This window comes from Kribbella sp. NBC_00889 (assembly GCF_045207705.1).
Taxonomy (GTDB): domain Bacteria; phylum Actinomycetota; class Actinomycetes; order Propionibacteriales; family Kribbellaceae; genus Kribbella.
The window spans coordinates 6,561,172-6,575,624 of the sequence record NZ_CP108783.1 but is presented as its reverse complement, the minus strand read 5'-3'; the positions used below and the strand labels follow the sequence as shown (position 1 = coordinate 6,575,624).

The window sequence follows — 14,453 nt, the reverse complement described above, 5'->3', positions numbered from 1 at the left end:
CCTCAGTGGCCGTGCGGGGTCTCTTCGTGCCCCGGGGCGGTCGTGGTTGTCGTGGCGGTCGGCACCGGTGTCGGCGGCACGATCGTGGTCCCGTTCGGGCCCACCTTCACGGTGAACTCGGCGGTGTGCACGGCGCCCGCGTGCTGGAAGTCCAGGAACAGGCTGTACGTCGCGGCGGTCGGGAAGGTGGTGCCGAAGGTGATCTCCGGGCCGCCCTTCATCCCCGGCTCGGCGTGCTGTGCCGGGTGACTGTGCAGGTAGGCGAGGTCGCCGCTGCGCAGCGAGACCAGGTGCCCGAAGGCGCCCAGGTACGGCTGCAGGTCGGTGACCGGCTTGCCGCCCCGGCTGACCCGGAACGTCAGCTCGGATTCCTTCCCCGCGACCGGAGTGCCTGACAGCGTCACGTCGTACCCGTCGAAGCTGTAGATGCTCGCCGGCTCGCTCAGCGGGACCGGGATGTAGAGACCGGAGACGTTGACGTCGGTGCCGAGCGTCAGGCCGCGATCCAGTCCGGCCGGCTGGAAGTCGGCGTAGAGCCGCCAGGTGCCGCCGGCGGTGAAGGTGAACGGGATGCTCCACGTCCCGCTCGCGTCCATGGTCGGGTGCACGTGGTGGAAGCCGGACAGGTCACGCCGGACCACGATCAGGTGCAAATCCTTCTCGTGGGTCTTCGTGTACTGCGTCACCGGCTTGCCGTCCGGTCCCTGGATTGTGAAGCGCAGTTGGGTCTTCGCGCCGGACTGGTAGAACGTCGTCGCCGGCGCGAAGGTGTAGCCGGCGTCGGACACCGCCAGCCCGGGCAGCTGCCCGGGGGCATCGTGTCCCGCGCCGTGTCCTGAGGTCTGCTCCATACCGCCCATTTCCTCTCCGTGAGCCGGAGCCGCGGGCGTGTCGGCCGCCGCGATCGGGTCGACCGCGGAGCCGATCGCGTACGCCGCCCCGAAGGCGAGCGCCAGCGCACCGGCGAACGCGCCGAGCCGGAGCGCGACGGCCCGGCTCACGACGCCGCCAGTTCGTAACCCGCCTCGTCGACGGCCTCGCGAACGGCGGCCTCGTCGAGCGCGGACTCACTCGTCACGTGCACAGCGGAGGTGCCACCCGCGACGAGGTCGATGCTGACCTCTTGCACGCCGGCCAGCTTGCTGAGCTCCTCGGTGACCGCCGCGGTGCAGTGGCCGCAGGTCATCCCGGAGACGGAGTAGATCGTGGTGGTCATAGCGGTGCTCCTAGCTCGAATGCGTTCAGGTGTGTCAGCTGCGGACCAGGCGGGCGATCGCGTCGGAGGCCTCGCGGACCTTCTCCTCGGCCTCGGCGCCGCCCTTCTGCGCGGCCTCGACCACGCAGTGGGACAGGTGCTCGTCGAGCAATTCGAGGGAGAAGGACTGCAGTGCCTTCGTCGCGGCCGACACCTGGGTGAGGATGTCGATGCAGTACTTGTCCTCCTCGACCATCCGCTGCAGGCCGCGGATCTGGCCCTCGATCCGCCGCAGCCGCTTCAGGTGGCTGCTCTTCTCGGCGGTGTATCCGTGCACATGAGCATCGGCGTCGGTGGTCATCTCAGGTTCCTCCAGCGGTCCGCGGCTACCCCTCGGGGGTATGCCGACAGGCATGAAGTTACCCCCTTGGGGTATCGAGCGCAAGTCTTCGGCTAATACGGGTGGGGGGTATCACATCGAGCGGTCCGGCAACAAACCTGTCACGCTGTGCGTCTGCCACGAGACGAGAGGGGCACGATGCCGGAACTGGCGATCAGTACGCGCGGTCTGCGCAAGACCTACCGGACCCGGCTGGGTCGCAAGGTCGTCGCGGTCCAGGGTCTCGACCTGGACGTGCCGGCCGGGGGCGTGCACGGCTTCCTCGGGCCGAACGGCTCGGGCAAGACCACGTCGATCCGGATGCTGCTCGGCCTGATCCGCGCCGACGCCGGGACGATGACGGTGTTCGGCCGGCGCGTGCCGGCCCAGTTGCCGGAGGTGGTCGGCCGGGTCGGTGCGATCGTCGAGTCGCCCAAGTTCTTCCCGGCGTTCACCGGTGAGAAGAACCTGCAACTGCTCGCCGAGGCGATCGGCGTACCCCGCCGGCGGGTCGGCGAGGTACTCGAGCAGACGTCGCTCGCGGAGCGCGGCGACGACCGGTTCCGCTCGTACTCGCTGGGCATGAAGCAGCGGCTGGCGATCGCGGCCACGCTGCTCAAGGAGCCCGATCTGCTGATCTTCGACGAGCCGACGAACGGCCTCGATCCGGCCGGCATCCGGGAGATCCGCGAGACCATGCGCGGACTCGGCAACCAGGGCCGGACGGTGCTGGTGAGCAGTCACATCCTCGCCGAGGTCGAGCAGGTCGCCGACACCGTGTCGATCATCGGCCACGGCCGGCTGCTGGCCTCCGGCACCGTCACGGAGGTGATCGGCGGCGGTACGACGACCACGGTCAAGATTGCCGTGGACAACCATGAGGCGGCAACCCGGATCCTTACCGCGGCAGGGATGACGGTGCGGGCCGATGGCAACTATCTGCTGGTGGACGGCGCCGGGCAACCGGCCGAGATCACGCGCCGGCTGGCGCATCAGGAGCTGTACGTGTCCGAACTCGTCCCCGTCCGCGCGGACCTCGAGTCCGTCTTCCTCGAGCTGACCGCGGAGGAGAAGATCTGATGGTCCGTCTCACCACTGTCGAGTTGCGCCGGCTGATCGCCCGGCGGATGACCGTCGTCGGCGTGATCGGCCTCCTGCTGATCACCCTGCTCCTGTTGTTCGCGACCTGGCTGGAGGCACGGCCGTCGTCGCAGGAGGAGCAGCGCGCGGCTCAGTCGCAGTACGAGATCGCCCATCAGCAGTGGGTGGACGGCCACGTGGCGAACGAGGCCGCGTGCAACGAGCAGTGGGAGAAGCAGCCCGATCCGAAGCCCAAGCGCGAGGACATGTGCAGCTACCCCGAACCGAGGCCGGAGGAGTTCGGCAGGCCGCCGACGGTGTTCGCCGAGCTGATGCCCGAGCTGCTGCACGGACTGTCGTACCTGCTGCTGTTCGCCTCGTTCCTGCTGGGCGCGAGCTTCGTCGCCGCCGAGTTCAGCACTGGTGCCATCGGCAACTGGCTCACGTTCGAACCACGCCGGCTACGGGTGTACGGCAGCAAGCTGCTGGCGGCCGCGATCGGATTCGTGCCGGTGGCGGTCGTCGTCCTCGGAGTCCTCGTGGTCGGGACCTACCTGATCGTCGACCAGCTCGGCAGCACCGCGACCACGACCGGCAAGGTCTGGGGTGATCTGCTGGCGACCGCCGGGCGAGCCGTCGTACTGACCGCGCTGGGCGCGGCTGTCGGCGGCGTGGTCGGCCTGCTGCTGCGGCACACCGCGGCCGCGATCGGTCTCGCGATGGGGTACCTGGTCCTGGTCGAGGCGATCTTCGGCAACCTGCTGAACAAGGTCCAGCCGTGGCTGGTGAAGCTGAACTTCGACGCGTTCATCCGCCACGACACGACGTACTACGTCAACCAGTGTTCGTCGACCAGCGACGGCGGCTACCTGTGCAACAGCGTTGTGAAGACGCTGACGTTCGAACGCGGTGCGTGGTACCTGGGCGTCCTCGCGGTCATCCTGGTGGTCTTCGGCGCCGCGGTGTTCCACCGCCGCGACATCAACTCCTGAGCCGCCGCATCCGTCCGAACAGCGCCACCCCGACAGCGACCGCAACGGCTACGGCGGCCAGTGCCAGGCCGCGCCACAGACCGGGCGGCGTGTAACTGCAGTCGATCCGGTCGGCCGAGTCGCCGAGTGGTACGGCGATCAGACCCCCGAAGTCCCGTGGAGTCTTGGCTGCGCCGTCTCCGGCGGAGCAGCTCCAGCCGGGCAGCTTCGGTACGGCGACGACGGCGTATCCCTGGCTGCCCGCCGGGAGGGTCGCGCTGATCGAATGACCGCCCGCCTCGACGTCGGTCGCCCCGGTCGAGCGCAACGTCTCGACCGCCTTCGCCAGCGCGGGCTCGTCCAGGCAGCCGATCGCGCCCCGCGGTGCGACGCCACGCTTCGCGTTCCCGAGGAACTTGACCTCCACGGACGCGGCGCCGGACGCCGGCGTAGTGCCGAGGCCGACCACCCCGCTGTTCGTCGTCACGCCTGGCCGGCGGCTCGCGAGCAGGTCCGTCCATTTGGCGTCACCGGTCTGCCGCACCTGACCGACCGTGTGCGGCAGGTTCAGGAAGATCTTGGAACCCGGGCGGCACTGCCCGACGAGCATGACGTTTCCGCCGCCGGGCATCCGGCTGCCCTCGTACTCCGGCACCTGGTAGACCTGGGTCCCGAGCAGCCGGTCCTGGGCGACGAAGACGTTCGGTGCCTGGGTCATGCCGAGCTGGGGCCGGACCGTGACGAGCGGCGGTACGGTGGCGCGGGTGAACTCCGGGTCACCGCCGTTCAGGTGCATCCGGGCCCCGACCGAGAAGATCGCGTCGACCACCGGGTTGTCCAGGTCGCGGTTCGCCCTGCCGTAGCCGGTCCAGCCGAAGCCGATATTGGTCAGTGTCTCGTTCAACGAGTACGGCAGCAGGCTGCTGTAGAGACCCGGACCCTGCCCACCGAGCAACACCGGGTCGTTCGGCGTCACCGTGGTCCCCGGATCAGTCCGGTACGACGGCCAGTCGCCGGCCGCCTCGAGTGCGTCGAACCGCCGGGTCTGCCGCTCGTCCCAGGGACGCAGCGACGCGCTGAGGATTTCCTTGCGCTGCGCGTCCGTCACCACCGCGGACCAGGTCGTCTCCACCGCGACGACGGCCAGCACGAGCGCGAACGCCGCTGCCACCGGCCACCTCGACCGTCTCAGCGAAAGCGAGCGTCGTACCGCCCAGATGATGGTGAGCGCGGCCAGGGTGACGGAGCCGGAGATGATCAGCAAGGTCACGGCGTACTCGGTCAGGTAGGGGCTCCCGTCCGACAGCACCGCGATCACGGCGACCAGGGCTCCGCCGCCGAGCAGCGCGATCGGCCCGGGCAGGCGGTACGCAACCGACAACCAGCCCAGGACCACGATCAGGCCGCACAGGACGAACGCCTCGCGATACTGGCTGCCGTTCGGCGTGTCGAAGCCGTGCCACATCGACTGCGTCGGCGCCCACCGGAACGACAGCGTGACCAGGACGGTGGTCACCACCCAGACCAGCTTGGTCCGGATCGGCACTGCCCGGTTGAACGGCAGTGTGCAGGCGAGCAACAGCGCGACCGTTCCGACGTACAGGCTGGCCGTGCGGCCGACGCCCTCGGACAGCGGGAGCAGGCGGGACAGGAACTCGCTCAGCTCGTTCGGCGTGAAGATCCCGGGCGGCGACGGTGTTGCGTCGCCGTTGGCCATCAGGACCGGGAGCAGGATGGGCGCCGACAGGGCGATCCCGAGAACGAACGAGATTCCGTGCCGGACGACGACGCGCAGCCGGTCCACCCAGCGCAGGTCGCTGGTCAGCAGCCGTGCGATCAGGTAGATTCCGCCGGCGATCGTCGCCATGTAGGCGGTGTAGAAGTTGGAGACCCAGAAGACGCCCACCACCAGCACGCTGACCAGGCGGTTGGTCCTTCGCAGTGACCATTCTGCGACCAGGAAGAACAACGGCAGCGCGATCAGACCGTCCAGCCACATCGGCACGTACGCGCCGTCGTCGATCGCCCAGCCACAGACGCCGTACGAAGCTCCGAGAATTACTGCAACCCAATGGGGTCCTCGATGCATCTTGATGAGTAGCACCGCCATCGCGGCGGCGGCGAGGCTCAGTTTCAGGACGGTGATGACGTAGACGGCCAGATCGATCTGGTCGCGGGGGAACAGCCCCACCAGCAGCGACAGCGGGCTGCCCAGGACGACGCCGTAGTCGCCGAGGAAGCCGACGCCGAAGCCGCTCTGCCAGTTGAAGAACAGGTCGCCCTGTGCGCGGCCGTGCAGGACGTCCCAGAGATGGGCGAAGAATGGGATGTACTGCGTGCCAAGATCATTGGTACTGCGGGACACAGAACCGAAGGGATAGGTACCGCGGATGACTCCGGAGGCGGCGAACACCGCCGCCACCACTAGCCCGGCCACCAGCGCCGCTCTGCCCGCCTGGGCAGGCCGGTCCCGTACCGCCGTGCCTTGCTCCGATCCCACAGCCCGCCCCTTTGTTCGTTCGCCCCGGCGTGCAAAGCTAACGCCTAGTTCAGGTCTAGACAAAAATCGCATCGGCGCGGACGGGTGGGATCGATGAGAACGACGATGCGACTGAGTCTGGTCGTACCCTGCTTCAACGAGGCCGAGGTGATCGCCAGATTCCACCAGGCCCTCAGCCGGGAACTGACCGCCACCGGGCGTCCGTACGAGATCGTGTACGTCGACGACGGCAGCGCGGACGGGACACTGGACGCGCTGGTCGAACTGGCCGCCACGGACGAGTCGGTCCGCTACCTGTCCTTCAGCCGGAACTTCGGCAAGGAGTCCGCGATGCTGGCCGGCCTGCGCTACGCCAGCGGCGACGCCGTGGTGATCATGGACGCGGACCTGCAGCACCCGCCGGAGCTTGTCGGCCGGATGCTGGAGCACTACGAGCGGGGTTTCGACCAGGTGATCGCGCGGCGGACCCGGGTCGGCGACCCGGCCACTCGGACGCTGTTCGCCCGGACGTACTACTGGCTGATCAACCGCTGGGCCGACGTCGAGCTGATGGACGGGGTCGGCGACTTCCGCCTGCTGTCCCGGCGCGCGGTGGACGGGCTGCTGGAGCTGGGCGAGTACAACCGGTTCTCGAAGGGGCTGTTCGCCTGGATCGGGTTCGAGTCGATCCTGTTCGAGTACGAGAACGTGACGCAGACCGAACGGAAGAGCCGGTGGACGTTCCGGCGGCTGCTCGAGTACGGGCTGGACGGGCTGCTGTCGTTCAACAACAAGCCCCTGCGACTGGCGATCTACGTCGGTGGTGTGCTCACCGCGATCGCGGCCGCCTACGCGGTCTGGGTGATCGTGGTGGCCGCCGTGAACGGGGTGAAGATGCCGGGGTACGTCACGCTGATCGCGGCGATCACCGGTCTCGGCGGGCTGCAGATGGTGATGCTCGGGGTGATCGGCGAGTACATCGGCCGGATCTACTACGAGACCAAGCAGCGCCCGCACTACCTGCTCAAGCAGACCAACATGGACCCGGCCGACCGTCTGGACAAGACACCGGCCCCGGTTGGCAGAGCCACCCGAGGCCGGCGTGTGATGTAGAGCCGAGGATCAGGCGGTCAGCCGCTCGTCGGTGGAGGTGGAGAACAGGTGCAGCTTGTCCGGCACCGCCGCGAGGTGGATGGTCGAGCCCTTCTCGACCGGCATCCGGGCGTCGATCCGGGCGACGATCTGCTGGTGCTCGTTGTTGTGCTCTGCGGTGCCGTACAGGTACGCATCGGCGCCGAGCTCCTCGACCACGGCCACGTGAACCGGCAGGCCCTGGTCGGCGACCTTGAAGGCCTCCGGGCGAACGCCCACGGTCAGGGTCTTGTCGCTGCCGGCCTTGGACAGGATGCCGCGCTCGATCGGGATGACGTAGTCGCCCAGCTTCGCGCCGCCGTCGGTGATGTCGGCGGTGATCAGGTTCATCGCCGGTGAGCCGATGAAGCCCGCGACGAACTTGTTCTTCGGGTGGTCGTACAGGTTCAGCGGGGTGTCGACCTGCTGGAGCAGACCGTCCTTGAGGACGGCCACCCGGTCGCCCATCGTCATGGCCTCGACCTGGTCGTGCGTGACGTACACGGTCGTGACCCCGAGGCGCTGCTGCAGCTCGGCGATCTGGGTACGGGTCTGCACGCGCAGCTTGGCGTCGAGGTTGGACAGCGGCTCGTCCATCAGGAAGACCTGCGGGTTACGGACGATCGCGCGGCCCATCGCGACACGCTGACGCTGACCACCGGACAGCGCCTTCGGCTTGCGCTCGAGGTACTCCTCGAGGCCGAGCAGCTTGGCCGCCTCCATCACGCGCTTGGCGCGGTCCTCCTTGGAGACACCCTGCATCTTCAGGGCGAAGCCCATGTTGTCGGCGACCGACATGTGCGGGTAGAGCGCGTAGTTCTGGAACACCATCGCGATGTCGCGCTCTTTCGGCGGACGGTGCGTGACGTCGCGGTCGCCGATGTAGATGGAACCCTCGTTGACCTCTTCGAGGCCGGCGAGCATCCGGAGCGAGGTGGACTTGCCGCACCCCGACGGGCCGACGAGAACCATGAACTCGCCGTCCTCGATCTCGAGGTTGAGCTTGTCGACGGCGGGGGTGTCACCACCCGGGTAGATCCGGGTTGCCGACTTGAAAGACACTGTGGCCATGACGATTACTTCCCTTCACCGGCAGGAACGTGCCGGACGATCCGAGTAAAGGCCCCCGGGCGGGGGTTCGCTTATCCTCGCCCGCCCCGCTCGTCCTGACAAGGTGTACGGCGTGTGACGTGCCCGTACTGTTCACGTTGTGGACACTCCCGCGCATCCTGCAAGTTCTTGCAGGATCTTGCTGCAAGATCAGCGGCAGGATCGGTACAGTGCCCCGCGTGAGCAGCAGAGCACGGCTGGCGGACATCGCGGCCAAGGCGGGGGTCAGTGAGGCGACGGTCTCGCGGGTACTGAACGGCAAACCGGGGGTCGCGGAGGACACCAAACAGTCGGTGCTGACCGCACTCGACGTCCTCGGGTTCGAGCGGCCGAGCCGGTTGCGGCGCCGGTCGGCCGGTCTGATCGGGCTGGTGATGCCGGAGTTGATCAACCCGATCTTCCCGGCGTTCGCCCAGGTGATCGAGTCGGCGCTGTCCCAGCGCGGCTTCACTCCGGTGCTGTGCACACAGTCCCCGTCCGGCGCGACGGAGGAGGAGTACGTCGAGATGCTGCTGGAGCGCGGCGTCTCCGGGATCATCTTCGTCTCCGGTCTGCACGCGGACACCGGCGCGGACCACGCGCGGTACCAGTCGCTGGTCGAGCGGCGGCTGCCGGTGGTGTTCGTGAACGGCTGGCTGCCCGGGGTGGAGGCGCCGTTCGTCTCGTCCGACGAGAACGCCGCGATGGAGCTCGCGGTCACCCATTTGGTTGCCCTCGGCCACCGTCGGATCGGGTTCGCGTCCGGGCCGGAGCGGTTCATCGTGGTGCAGCGCAAGCTGGCCGGCTACCGGACGGCGATGAAGGCCCAGCTCGGGCTGTCCGACGATGAGCTGGACCCGATGGTCGCGTTGAGCATGTTCGGTGTCGAGGGTGGCGCCGCGGCCGCTCAGCAGCTCGTGGACGCCGGCGTCAGCGCGGTCATCTGCGGCTCCGACATGATGGCCCTCGGCGTGATCCGGGCGGCCCGTCAGCGCGGCCTCTCGGTCCCTGGCGACATCTCGGTGGTCGGCTACGACGACGCCCCGATGATGGAGTTCACCGATCCTCCGATGACGACGATTCGCCAACCGGTCCAGGCCATGGGCCTCGCGGCCGTCCAGTCCCTGCTGGAGGAGGTCCGCGGCCACGCCACGCCCCACACCGAGTTCCTCTTCCGCCCCGAGCTGGTGGTCCGCGGTACGACGGGTCCCGCCCGCTGACGACGAGGCGGCCTGCCCGGGCATCGGGGCGGGCTGCCCGGGCAGACCGGAATGACTCCGGCCCGGCCGCCCCCTGCCGGACGGTCGAGCCGGAGGGCCGGATCACTCGAGGTTGATCACTTGGCGACGTGACATCACTTGGCGATGTGACATCACTTGGCGATGTGACATCACTTGGCGATGTGGAGGGCGGCGCTGGGCAGGCTGGTCTTGCCGTTGGCCCACAGCGAGTTCACCCTCGACCGCTCGGTGGCGTCCGGGTAGGGGTTGGTGCAGGACGGGCCGGGGCCGCCGCCGGACATCAGTTCGGAGCACGGGCCGGTGTAGTGGTCCGGCAGGCCGAGCACGTGGCCGGTTTCGTGGGCGGTGATCCGGGTCGGGTCGTACTCCTGCGCCTGGGCGTAGTCGAGGAACACGTAGCCGCTGCCGTGCCCGTCGGTGGACGCGTACGAGCCGCGTGGGTCGTTGCCCTCGGTGTAGTAGAAGTCGTAGTTGCTGCCCTCGACCAGGTGGACGTTGCTGACCGAGGAGTTCCAGATCTGCGTGCTCGAGTTGATCTGCGACTGGAAGGTCGGCGCGTCGACGGCGTACGTGACGGTGACCGCGGCCACCTTCTGGCCGGACTTGGCCTGCTGGGCCATCTTGGCGCGGGCGGACTTCATCACCGAGTCGTAGAAGGCCTTGGTGGCGGCCTCGTCCTGCGGCGAACCGACGTACGCCGCCCGGGTCGCGGCGGTGGAGGCGGACGGGTTGGTGGCGGGGGCCGACGCAGTGGGGGACGCGGCGGCGAAGGCGGGGACGGCGAGCGCGGCGGCGGCGAGCCCCGCTAACGAGCTCAAGACACGGCGATGCGACATGGGAGGGCCTCACTCCGAAGATCTGTGGCGGATAGCGACCAGCGGATTACTGTTCGCTACCCCCGGATGCTGCCAAGACTCCGGAAGTTCCGCACCGGATCGCCCGAAACTCGGGGGTTAACCCGCGACTCACCCAGCCGGTTCTATGTCATCCATAACGCCCTACCTATGACCTGACCCCTGCCTAGGGTCAATCCGTGCGGGGTCACTCGCCGGGGATGCCGACGTTGAGGATGCGGGCGCCGGCGCCGCGTTCGGCCAGCCGGTCGGCCTTGTTGTAGAGGTTGCAGCGCTGCAGGCTGAGGCAGCCGCAGCCGATGCAGCTGTCCAGGTCGTCGCGCAGCCGCTCGAGCTCGGAGATCCGCTCGTCGAGCCGGCCGCGCCACGCCTTGGACAATCGGCTCCAGTCCGAGCGGGTCGGGGTCCGGTCCTCGGGCAACGAGTCGAGTGCCCCCTTGATCTCGGACAGTGCCAGCCCGACCCGCTGGGCCGCCTGCACGAAGGCGATCCGCCGCAATGTGCTCCGCTGGTACTGCCGCTGGTTGCCGGCCGTCCGCCGCGAGGTGATCAGGCCCTGGTCCTCGTAGAACCGCAATGCCGACGCCGCTACTCCGGACCGATGTGCGATCTCCCCGATGGAGAGCCAGTGCTCCTTGCTGGGGACGTTCTCCTGCGCCATACCGCCACCCTAGAACCGGGTTCCAAAAACTCAACCACACTTGAACTGAGGGTCAGTCTCCCGCCCTGGTCAAGGGGCGGGCCGAGGTCGGGTATACTTTTTGCTGTGTCGGTGCGCGCGTCGCGTCACCAGAGCATTTCCCAGGCGCTCCGACCCGTCGGTTTCAGCATCCCGCTGAAGGTTCCCGGCGACGAGGGTGCAACGCGATAGCACCCGCAGGTCGATGCCTATCTCCTGCCAGTTCGTCCAGACCGGCCAGTTTCTCCTGGCCGGCCTTTGCGCGCGGGTACCGGTCGGGTTTCGTCCGTGACGTTGAGAGAGAGATTGCGTGACCCAGCACCACCAGGACCAGCACGAGCCTGCCGCCGGCACCACCGCCGACGGCCGGATCAAGAAGCCGCGGCACAAGAAGTTCCAGACCCAGTCGTACGGCGAGCGGATGGCGGCCGAGGCCGCTTCCCCGGCGGCCGGTGAGGTCCGGGACGACACCGCCCGCGGTGAACGCCGGGGCGGACCGACCCAGTACTCCGACCGCGGTGTGCGCAGCTATGACCGCGCCCCGGTGAAGGGCTACCGCGCCGAGCGCGCCAACCAGCCGCGCCGCGAGGACGACCGCCCGCAGTACCGCCGCGACGACCGCCCGACGTACAAGCGGGACGAGCGTCCGTCGTACCAGCAGCGGGACGAGCGTCCGTCGTACAAGCGTGACGAGCGCCCGTCGTACCAGCAGCGTGACGAGCGAGCGCGCAACGAGCGTCCGGCGTTCCAGCGGGATGAGCGGCCGCGTTTCGAGCGGAACGATGGCAGTGAGCGGCCGACGTACCGGCGGGACGACAAGCAGTACACCAAGCGGGACGAGGCTCCGGTGGACCTCGGGACCGTTGCTCCCGACAACCAGTTTGCCGAGCTCGGGCTCGCGCCGCGGCTGATCCAGCGGCTGGCGCGCGACGGCATCACCACGCCGTTCCCGATTCAGGCCGCGACCATCCCGGACGCGCTGGCCGGCAAGGACGTGCTCGGCCGCGGCCAGACCGGTTCCGGCAAGACCCTCGGCTTCGGTCTGCCGACGCTGACACGGCTGGCCGGTGGCCGGACCGAGTCGCGGCGCCCGCGCGGGATGATCCTGGTCCCGACGCGTGAGCTCGCGATGCAGGTGCACGACGCGCTCGAGCCGCTCGCGCACGTGATGAACGTGTCGCTGAAGCTGATCGCCGGCGGCCTGCCGTACCCGAAGCAGATCGACGCGCTGCGCCGTGGTGTCGACCTGCTGATCGCGACGCCGGGCCGGCTGATCGATCTGTGCGAGCAGGGTGCGGCCGACCTCGGTGCGGTGGAGATCGCCGTACTCGACGAGGCCGACCACATGTGCGACATGGGCTTCATGCCGGCGGTGACCACGCTGCTGGACATGACTCCGGCCGACGGGCAGCGGCTGCTGTTCTCGGCGACGCTGGACAACGACGTCGACAAGATCGTGAAGACCTACCTGAAGGACCCGGTGCAGCACTCGACCGAGTCCGGCCAGGCCACGGTCACCACGATGGAGCACCACCTGCTGGTGATCGAGCCGGGGCACAAGCAGTCGCTGACGGCCGAGCTGGCCAGCCGCGACGGCCGGACCATCGTGTTCGTCCGGACCAAGCTGGGTGCCGATCGCGTCGCGACGCAGCTGCGTGACCGCGGCGTGATGGCCGCGGCGCTGCACGGCGGTCTGACCCAGGGTGCCCGGAACCGGACGCTGGACCAGTTCAAGGACGGTTCGGTACCGGTGCTCGTGGCAACGGATGTCGCGGCCCGCGGCATCCACGTCGACGACGTCGGCCTGATCGTCCAGGCGGATCCGGCGGCGGACCACAAGGACTACCTGCACCGGGCCGGCCGGACGGCACGCGCCGGCGGCAAGGGCGCGGTCGTCACCCTGGTGCTGCCGCACCAGCGGCGCGGCATGGTCCGGTTGGCCGAGTCCGCCGGTGTCGACGCCGAGCCGGTGCGCGCGCGTCCGGGCGACCAGTTGGTCACCGAGCTGACCGGCGGCAACAAGCCGTCCGGGTACCCGGTGAAGCTGCCCGCCCCGAAGCCGCAGCGGTTCGGCAAGGGCGGCGGCAAGGGTGGCAAGCGGTTCGGCAGCAGCCGGCCGGGTCGTGGCCACGACAGCCGCGGCGGCAGCGGACCGCGTCGCAGCAACGGACCCCGTCGTACCGACGGCAAGTCGTACCAGCACTGATCGACGCGAGGCCCTGATTCCCTGATCCCAGGGGATCAGGGCCTTTGCTATGTCAGGATCGCCCAGAGCCGGGCCAGTACGGCGGCGATCTCGGTGTCGTCCAGCGGGACGAGCTCGAGCATCAGCTCATTGGTGTCGACACGATCGGTCATCACGTAGATCGACGGTGACCCGGCCTCGAGTTCGGTCGCCAGGCGCTTGGCGTCCGGGACCTTGAGCAGGGCTCGCGACACCTGCAGGCCGGTCGGATCCGGCACGACCTCGGCCACCACTCCGGGAATCTTGCCGGCGGCATCGGCGAACGCGACCACCTTCGCCAGCTCGTCCGCCTCCCACTTCATCCGGTCGAACGCCTGCCACTCCTCGAGTGCGGCCAGGACACCGATGACGGCCTCCTTGGTCGGCTTCATCCCCCGGCCGATGCCTCGCTCCTGGGCGCGTACGGCCTGGACGAGCGACCAGGTCCCGGCGACCAGCCCGGCCGTGGGCGAGCCGAGGTACTTCTGCCCGCTCACCAGGACCAGGTCCGCACCGGTGGACAACAGGTCCGCGATCCGCGGGAACTGCGCGGCGCCGTCAATGATCGCGGGTACGCCGCGACGATGCGCGGCACGTACCGCGGCGACCAGATCGATCGGCTCGCCTTCGGTCAGCCGGGACGAGACGAGGAACAGGCAGGCGACATCAGGTCCGTCGAGCTCTTCCTCCAGATCCCCAATGGCACAACGGGTTTCGTCCCCGGCGAGGTCCACGTGCGCACCGGCCAGCCGGATGCCCTGCAGGTTGGTGTGACCGTAGTTGACGACGTGACAGGCGGGCAGCACGACGCGGTGGTGCAGATCCGTTGTGTCAGGCAACGCTGCGATCCGGCGCGGGTCGCCGCCGGTCATCGTGGCCGCGACCGAGAGCGTGATGCCGGCCGCGGTGCAGTGCACGACGGCACCGGCCTGCGCACCGGTGAACTGCGCGATGGCCTCGCTGGCCCGATCGCCGAGCTCGTCCATCACGAAGAATTCAGGAAGTGCCTGTGCGACGGCCGCCGCCACCCCATCGGAACTGCGCGACACCCCCAGCGGGGTGTACGTCCCCTTGGCGTTGATCACCACACTCAACCGATACCGGTCATGGATGCTCATGGTGCGGCTGAGC

The 14,453-nt window shown here is 68.7% G+C and carries 13 protein-coding genes; 5 read left to right on the top strand and 8 right to left on the bottom strand.

The genetic code is table 11. The features are described from left to right. Nucleotides 1–2: 2 nt before the first annotated feature. The 3 genes from OG817_RS32115 to OG817_RS32105 are packed head-to-tail and all read right to left on the bottom strand — an operon-like array spanning nt 3 to nt 1,556. Entirely contained in the window at nt 3–1,001 is a 999-nt protein-coding gene (locus OG817_RS32115) for a hypothetical protein (protein WP_406048419.1), read from the bottom strand. Further along, a complete protein-coding gene (locus tag OG817_RS32110; protein WP_360452697.1) occupies nt 998–1,216 on the bottom strand; it encodes a heavy-metal-associated domain-containing protein in 219 nt (72 codons plus the stop codon). Before OG817_RS32110 ends, OG817_RS32115 begins: the two co-directional genes overlap by 4 nt. Nucleotides 1,217–1,250: 34 nt before the next feature. Continuing rightward, nucleotides 1,251–1,556 (bottom strand): metal-sensitive transcriptional regulator, encoded by a 306-nt coding sequence (locus OG817_RS32105; protein WP_131353076.1) that lies wholly within the window; start codon nt 1,554–1,556, stop codon nt 1,251–1,253. 177 nt (nt 1,557–1,733) lie between these two features. Between OG817_RS32105 and OG817_RS32100 the strand changes: the two genes are divergently transcribed. Further along, on the top strand, nt 1,734–2,654 hold the full coding sequence (locus OG817_RS32100; protein WP_406048417.1) for an ABC transporter ATP-binding protein: 921 nt from the start codon (nt 1,734–1,736) through the stop codon (nt 2,652–2,654). Beyond that, a complete protein-coding gene (locus tag OG817_RS32095; protein WP_406048416.1) occupies nt 2,654–3,646 on the top strand; it encodes an ABC transporter permease subunit in 993 nt (330 codons plus the stop codon). The genes OG817_RS32100 and OG817_RS32095 overlap by 1 nt, the downstream gene beginning before the upstream one ends. On the opposite strand, the gene OG817_RS32090 is transcribed toward OG817_RS32095, so the two are convergent. Continuing rightward, nucleotides 3,636–6,125 carry a YfhO family protein gene (locus tag OG817_RS32090; RefSeq protein ID WP_406048414.1) on the bottom strand — a complete coding sequence of 830 codons (2,490 nt, stop codon included), beginning with the start codon at nt 6,123–6,125 and terminating at the stop codon, nt 3,636–3,638. The genes OG817_RS32095 and OG817_RS32090 overlap by 11 nt on opposite strands. A 93-nt stretch (nt 6,126–6,218) precedes the next feature. On the opposite strand from OG817_RS32090, the gene OG817_RS32085 reads away from it, so the two are divergent. Further along, nucleotides 6,219–7,217 (top strand): glycosyltransferase family 2 protein, encoded by a 999-nt coding sequence (locus OG817_RS32085; RefSeq protein WP_406048413.1) that lies wholly within the window; start codon nt 6,219–6,221, stop codon nt 7,215–7,217. A 9-nt stretch (nt 7,218–7,226) separates the two neighbouring features. Here the strand turns inward: OG817_RS32085 and OG817_RS32080 are convergent, their stop codons facing one another. Continuing rightward, nucleotides 7,227–8,306, bottom strand: coding sequence for a sn-glycerol-3-phosphate ABC transporter ATP-binding protein UgpC (locus OG817_RS32080; protein WP_360452707.1), 1,080 nt, complete (start codon nt 8,304–8,306; stop codon nt 7,227–7,229). A gap of 218 nt (nt 8,307–8,524) precedes the next feature. On the opposite strand from OG817_RS32080, the gene OG817_RS32075 reads away from it, so the two are divergent. Next, nucleotides 8,525–9,544, top strand: a complete 1,020-nt coding sequence (locus tag OG817_RS32075; protein ID WP_396391552.1) for a LacI family DNA-binding transcriptional regulator — start codon at nt 8,525–8,527, stop codon at nt 9,542–9,544. 170 nt (nt 9,545–9,714) lie between these two features. Here the strand turns inward: OG817_RS32075 and snpA are convergent, their stop codons facing one another. Together snpA and soxR are read right to left on the bottom strand one after the other, a co-directional pair. Beyond that, nucleotides 9,715–10,383, bottom strand: a complete 669-nt coding sequence (snpA, locus tag OG817_RS32070) for a snapalysin (RefSeq protein ID WP_406048412.1) — start codon at nt 10,381–10,383, stop codon at nt 9,715–9,717. Nucleotides 10,384–10,606: 223 nt separating this feature from the next. Continuing rightward, nucleotides 10,607–11,080, bottom strand: a complete 474-nt coding sequence (soxR, locus tag OG817_RS32065) for a redox-sensitive transcriptional activator SoxR (protein WP_406048411.1) — start codon at nt 11,078–11,080, stop codon at nt 10,607–10,609. Nucleotides 11,081–11,408: 328 nt separating this feature from the next. Between soxR and OG817_RS32060 the strand changes: the two genes are divergently transcribed. Further along, complete coding sequence (locus OG817_RS32060; RefSeq protein ID WP_406048409.1) at nt 11,409–13,304, top strand: DEAD/DEAH box helicase; 1,896 nt, start codon at nt 11,409–11,411, stop codon at nt 13,302–13,304. Between the two features lie 47 nt (nt 13,305–13,351). Here OG817_RS32060 and OG817_RS32055 read toward each other — a convergent pair whose 3' ends face one another. Beyond that, complete coding sequence (locus OG817_RS32055; RefSeq protein WP_406048407.1) at nt 13,352–14,440, bottom strand: aminotransferase class V-fold PLP-dependent enzyme; 1,089 nt, start codon at nt 14,438–14,440, stop codon at nt 13,352–13,354. Nucleotides 14,441–14,453 lie beyond the last annotated feature (13 nt).

Excerpts from the sequence above, each read along its gene's own strand:
- OG817_RS32110 (WP_360452697.1), bottom strand. The coding sequence starts at position 1,216 with ATGACCACCACGATCTACTCCGTCTCCGGGATGACCTGCGGCCACTGC.
- OG817_RS32105 (WP_131353076.1), bottom strand. The coding sequence starts at position 1,556 with ATGACCACCGACGCCGATGCTCATGTGCACGGATACACCGCCGAGAAG.
- OG817_RS32100 (WP_406048417.1), top strand. The coding sequence starts at position 1,734 with ATGCCGGAACTGGCGATCAGTACGCGCGGTCTGCGCAAGACCTACCGG.
- OG817_RS32095 (WP_406048416.1), top strand. The coding sequence starts at position 2,654 with ATGGTCCGTCTCACCACTGTCGAGTTGCGCCGGCTGATCGCCCGGCGG.
- OG817_RS32085 (WP_406048413.1), top strand. The coding sequence starts at position 6,219 with ATGAGAACGACGATGCGACTGAGTCTGGTCGTACCCTGCTTCAACGAG.
- OG817_RS32080 (WP_360452707.1), bottom strand. The coding sequence starts at position 8,306 with ATGGCCACAGTGTCTTTCAAGTCGGCAACCCGGATCTACCCGGGTGGT.
- soxR (WP_406048411.1), bottom strand. The coding sequence starts at position 11,080 with ATGGCGCAGGAGAACGTCCCCAGCAAGGAGCACTGGCTCTCCATCGGG.
- OG817_RS32055 (WP_406048407.1), bottom strand. The coding sequence starts at position 14,440 with ATGAGCATCCATGACCGGTATCGGTTGAGTGTGGTGATCAACGCCAAG.